Raw genomic sequence first — 5,315 nt, forward strand, 5'->3', positions numbered from 1 at the left:
CCTTATCCAAGGTGTCACGGCACGCTACATTCGGTCGGCTGACTCCTGCTTGCAAAGCAGGGTGGCATCTGCCACGGCGGCCTACTCCATCGGGAGCGTTCCAATGCCTTTCCCGCAGACCGTTGCCAGTCCCGTGCCCGATGGAGCGATGAAGTTCTAGCCCAGAGCTTCAACCGTCTTTCTCTCCCAGGTGGAGAGTGCCTTACCCCTTGCGAGGTGTCTGGAAACTTCCTGGTACTATGCATGGTCGTCTGATGTTTAAACTTCATCGCCATTCATCCCACGATTGAAATCGAGGGTTTTCTGGCGACCCATCTTATAAATCGAAGAGGCGCAATGCCCGCACGGGAACGATGACATCCGCTGAAGATCCTCAGGCGCAGCCAAGACGCACTCGGACGAGAGGAACGATCGCAGTGGCCTGGCTCGGCCTGTTCCAAGGGTTTCTGCGTCTAGTGCTGGCATTCTCCGTGGCATCCGGGTTCGGGCCCGGACTAGATCGTCCAGTGTCCTCCGGAATCATGGACCTCATACTGATCATGTTCTTGGTCATCGGCGTGCTCGGAATCATCACCTCCATGGGCATCTGGATGATGAGGGCATGGGGATTCTGGGGAACGATGCTCCTGAGCGCAGGGACCATCGCCTTCGACATCTGGGCAGCGGTGGCAGTGCAATCGTCGGCGATCTTGGGGCTGGTGCTACCACTCTTCTTCATCGCTTACCTCTTTGCCAGGAGAGAGAAGTTTCTCGGTAGAGAGGGAAAATGATAGAAGAATATAGAAAAGGGGCTTGCGCCCCCATCCGTTTTTCTTATGTCGAGGTGGCGCCCATCATCCCGCCGATGAGGTTGAGCATGCCGATGACGACGGCGTAGATGCCTACCACCCAGACCACCGCTATGATGCCGTCCCCCGGGAAGGCGAAGAGCAGCACTCCCACGATAACGGAAAGCAAGCCTCCGATGAACAGGAGCATCTTGGAGTTCTTGCCGAAGATCCAGGCGATATTCTTGGGCAGGGTGACACCCACCAGGAGCTCAAGTATGCCGAAGATCAACATCCAGGCCGCCAGCAGGTAGACCATCACTACCAACGATGCCGAGGTCCAGAAGATGAAGAGCAGACCGATGGTCAAAGTGACCAATCCCTCGAGGAGCATGAGCAAGCGCCTATTCTGCGTGTCCTTGGCCAACAGGCCGCTAGCCAGCATGAATATGCTGGAGAACAGCAGGAGCAATCCGAATACATAGACCACCGCTTCCCCGGTCATCTTCGGCACCGCCAATGCGATGACGCCGAAGAGCACCGCTACGAAGCCGAACAGAATCCTCCAAGACCAATGCTTCATATGAATACATCCCTCGTCGTGCGGTCAAGCCGCGTCTGGAAATGATATGGGATGAGTATATAAAAAACATATGGCCGCAATCGAGGATACTTGCCTTTCCTGGTCGGAGCAGCGAAAGCCTTATTCCCTATCGCGGAATGCTATCGCTTGCCATGGCGACGGTCAGAGAGGCGGCGGAGAAGAGCAAGCGGGCTTCCTTCAGATTGCAGAGCGTTCCCCTAGAGAGGAGGAACGAGGCCCTGAGGGCGATAGCCAATGCCTTGCGGTCCGCGCGATCGAAGATCGTGGAAGCGAACCGGCAGGACCTCAAGGACGCTCAAGCCGCTGGACTGGCCAGTGCCCTGATTAAACGCCTGAGATACGACGCCGGGAAGGTGCAGGAGTCGATGCAGTCGCTTGCTTCCCTCGAAGAACAGGAGGACCCGATCGGCCGAGTGCTCTCGCGGACCGAATTGGACCGGGGATTGGTGCTGGAGAAGGTCTCCTGTCCCATAGGCGTCATCGGGGTGGTATTCGAATCCCGCCCCGATGCTCTGGTCCAGATCTCTTCCTTGTGCCTGAAGTCCGGGAACGCCGTCCTGCTGAAGGGCGGTTCCGAGGCTAGCCGCACCAATGAGGTTCTGACCAACTGCATGTCATCTGCCATACTCACAGTGGACAAGAGGTTCGAGGACGCGGTGCAACTGCTCTCCACCAGGGAGGAGTTCCGAGAACTGCTCAGGCACGACGACCTCATCGATCTGATCATTCCCAGGGGCTCGAACGAGCTCGTCCGCTCCATCCAATCCTCGACCAAGATACCGGTCCTGGGACATGCGGCTGGCATCTGCCACACCTACGTGGACGAGGACGCGGAACTGGAAATGGCCATGCGAATCTGCTACGATGCCAAGGTGCAGTATCCGGCGGTCTGCAACGCCATGGAAACGCTCCTGGTGCACAAGGACATTGCCATATCCTTCCTGCCAAAGATGGCGGCCAGATATGAGGAGGCCGGGGTCGAGCTGCGCGGTGATGATGCCACCCTGGCCATAATCGATGAGAAGCCGGCGTCCGAGGAGGACTGGTCCGCAGAGTACAACGACCTAATCCTGAGCGTGAAGGTGGTGAGCTCGCTGGAAGCGGCGGTGGACCACATCAATCGGTACGGCTCGCATCATACGGACGCCATAATCACCTCCAATGAAGGCAAGGCGCGCAAGTTCATGCAGGAGGTCGATTCCTCTTCGGTCATGTGGAACTGCTCCACCCGCTTCGCCGACGGCTATCGCTACGGCTTGGGGGCGGAGGTGGGGATATCCACCAACAAGACGCACGCCCGCGGCCCGGTAGGCCTGGAGGGGCTGACCATCTACAAGTGGAAGCTCTCCGGGACTGGCCAGATAGTGGCCGATTACGTGGGCGAGAAGGGGAAGAGGTTCACGCACCGCCGGTTATCGTGAGGCCAATGAGGCTCGAATAAATAAACGGAGATGGCATGAGGGACGGGCATAGAGGCGTCGAAAGGGAGATGAATATGAGGGAGCTGAACCCCAAACGGACGGTCGTCAAGATCGGCACCAACACCATCTGCACCTCCATGGGGACGGTGGACCAGGACTATCTGGACGACGTGGCAAGGCAGGTCATGGACCTGGCCGCCAAGGGCGTACAGACCATCATCGTCACCTCCGGCGCCATCGGCTCCGGTTCCTCCGAGCTGGGCCTGAACGGAAAGCAGAAGGACGTGGCTATGAAGCAGGCCTGTGCCGCGGTGGGCCAGGCGACGCTCATGATGGCCTGGCGGGACGCCTTCAAGCGCCATGATCGCACTGTGGGGCAAGTGCTCCTTACGTATGGAGCGTTCTCGGACCGCATACGCTATCTCAATCTGAGAAAGGCTATCGACGAGATGTTCCGCCTGGGCGTGGTGCCGGTGGTCAACGAGAACGACGTGATATCCACCGACGAGATCGAAGAGGTCTTCGGCGACAACGACAAGCTCTCCGCCCTGGTGGCGAGTAAGATGGACGCGGACCTGCTCATACTGCTCACCGACGTTCAAGGGCTTTACGATCGAAACCCGGAGGCGGATCCGGATGCCAGGCTCCTCAGCACCGTGGATGAGATCACCAAGGACATCGAGCGCATGGCGGGGACTAGCAGATCGGACCGCTCCGTCGGCGGCATGAAGAGCAAGATCAACGCCGCCAAGATGGCCATGGCCTCCGGGTGCAGCATGATCATCGCCCATGGCCGCACGAAGAACGTCATCGTTCGCGTGGTGGAAGGGGAAGAGATCGGAACCCTCTTCACCGCCCGAGCTAGATACAGCAACAAGGAGCGCTGGATACTGTTCGCCGCCCCCAGAGGCAAACTGCTCATCGACGAAGGTGCGGAACGAGCCCTCCGGCAAGGCAAGAGCCTCCTGCCCTGCGGGATCGTCTCTTTCCAGGGCCGGTTCAAGAAGGGCGAGGTGGTGCGCATCAACGCCTTCGCCAAGGGCATGGTCAACTTCTCCTCTAACGAGATGCCTAAGCTCATCGAGCATTGCCGGGCCGAGAAAGCCAATGGCATCGACAAAGTGAGCAATAGCAAGGTCATCGTCACCAAGGGCAATCTCGTGCTTCTTGATCACTGAGCCCCTGCATTCTTGATACCGGCTTGAGAACTCTTATTTAGTGCCATTAATATTTCTCTATACTGGAAGGGAGCACCGTGGCCGACGACGAAGCGCTCATGGCCAAATTGGAGGAGATCAGGCGCAGCATGGAGTCGTTCAACGACGCCCTCAATCGGGTGCGCTACGACGACTACAAGAAGGCGCTCTATGAGCAGATCCAATCGATATTCGGGGAGAACAGCAACACCTTCTTCGACTCCGGCAGACAGAGGATCGTCGAATCCTCCTCATGTGAGAACAAGCAAGAGTGCATGCTGCGCCTTGACGAGATGCGGGGCGATACCTTGGTCGCGTTCCAGAGAGAGGACATCGGTGGGGCCGTGAACATCTTGGAGGAAATGGAAGCGGACCTTACCGGAAAGGGCACGCTTTGCAGGGACCGGAAATGCTCCCGCAACACTCTGGAGACGATGCATCAGATCAAGGTGCTCTTCTCCATCTCGGACAACCTCATGTTCCGCGACTATATTCAACCAGAGACAGGATTCTCGAGGCTATCCTCTCAAGGCCATTTCTTCTCCGACCACCGGAGGAAGCAGCCCAGGGAGCTGGAAGCGAAGGTCGTCTCGGAGCTCATCGCTCCCTTATCCAATCACTACCGCATCGAGATCCTCAAGATGCTGGCGCGGGAGGAGATGAGCTTCACCGCGATTTCCCGAGCACTGGACCTGAAGACGGGGCACTTGCAGTTCCATTTGAAGGCGCTACGCGAAGCGGAGTACATCCGAGCCAATCGCCGTAGGCGCAGCTACTCCGTCACCGCCAAAGGCTTGGCCGCGCTCGAAGGGCTGCAGCGCTTCGCCGAGGGGCTCGGCGGGATGGGCAGGAATCCAGGGAAATAAGGTCGTTCTTCATTTCATTCGTAGGCTGGCATCGCACTTAGGTATAGTCTAGTCTAGCAAACTAACATTCAAGTATGACGAACGACCAATAATCTCCTAGAGTGACACGTTCCGCCCACTCATAGTGATGACCGTTCGCTCAAGAAGGGCGACCAAGGCCGACCCACCCCCTCTGGCGTGCGTTGCCTAGTGAACGACGGTCATCTCCGGCGTGATGATCATTGCGGACGCTCGCGCGGACGTGCCGTTCCGAAGAAGGAGGACAAGAATGGCAAACTCAATGACACACATAAACCGGGTCGTGGCATCATTGGGCGATCAGCCGGTCGACCGTCTCACGGCCTATCCGATCGCCACCGGCGTGCAGCGCAGGCTGCTGAGCACCCCGACCACCTACGCCGAATGGTGCTCTGACCCAAGGAAGTACGCGGAAGGCTTCATAGCCGGACAGAAGGCCATGG

6 protein-coding genes are annotated in these 5,315 nt (G+C 58.1%); 5 read left to right on the forward strand and 1 reads right to left on the reverse strand.

The genetic code is table 11. The features are described 5' to 3' along the window. The first annotated feature begins 353 nt into the window (after nucleotides 1-353). Nucleotides 354-770: a hypothetical protein gene (locus tag NT137_06305; protein MCX6652946.1), complete on the forward strand. Its 417-nt coding sequence runs from the start codon at nucleotides 354-356 to the stop codon at nucleotides 768-770. A gap of 43 nt (nucleotides 771-813) precedes the next feature. Here the strand turns inward: NT137_06305 and NT137_06310 are convergent, their stop codons facing one another. After that, entirely contained in the window at nucleotides 814-1,350 is a 537-nt protein-coding gene (locus NT137_06310; protein ID MCX6652947.1) for a DUF308 domain-containing protein, read from the reverse strand. Between the two features lie 152 nt (nucleotides 1,351-1,502). On the opposite strand from NT137_06310, the gene NT137_06315 reads away from it, so the two are divergent. The 4 genes from NT137_06315 to NT137_06330 all read left to right on the forward strand — a co-directional run. Next, on the forward strand, nucleotides 1,503-2,792 hold the full coding sequence (locus NT137_06315) for a glutamate-5-semialdehyde dehydrogenase (GenBank protein ID MCX6652948.1): 1,290 nt from the start codon (nucleotides 1,503-1,505) through the stop codon (nucleotides 2,790-2,792). Nucleotides 2,793-2,827: 35 nt separating this feature from the next. After that, nucleotides 2,828-3,970 carry a glutamate 5-kinase gene (gene proB / locus NT137_06320; protein ID MCX6652949.1) on the forward strand — a complete coding sequence of 381 codons (1,143 nt, stop codon included), beginning with the start codon at nucleotides 2,828-2,830 and terminating at the stop codon, nucleotides 3,968-3,970. 77 nt (nucleotides 3,971-4,047) lie between these two features. Next, a complete protein-coding gene (locus tag NT137_06325) occupies nucleotides 4,048-4,854 on the forward strand; it encodes a winged helix-turn-helix domain-containing protein (GenBank protein MCX6652950.1) in 807 nt (268 codons plus the stop codon). A 268-nt stretch (nucleotides 4,855-5,122) separates the two neighbouring features. Next, nucleotides 5,123-5,315, forward strand: a 193-nt coding sequence (locus NT137_06330; protein MCX6652951.1) for a hypothetical protein, incomplete at its 3' end; no start/stop codon positions are given.

The sequence above is a fragment of the Methanomassiliicoccales archaeon genome, assembly GCA_026394375.1.
Taxonomy (GTDB): domain Archaea; phylum Thermoplasmatota; class Thermoplasmata; order Methanomassiliicoccales; family UBA472; genus JAJRAL01.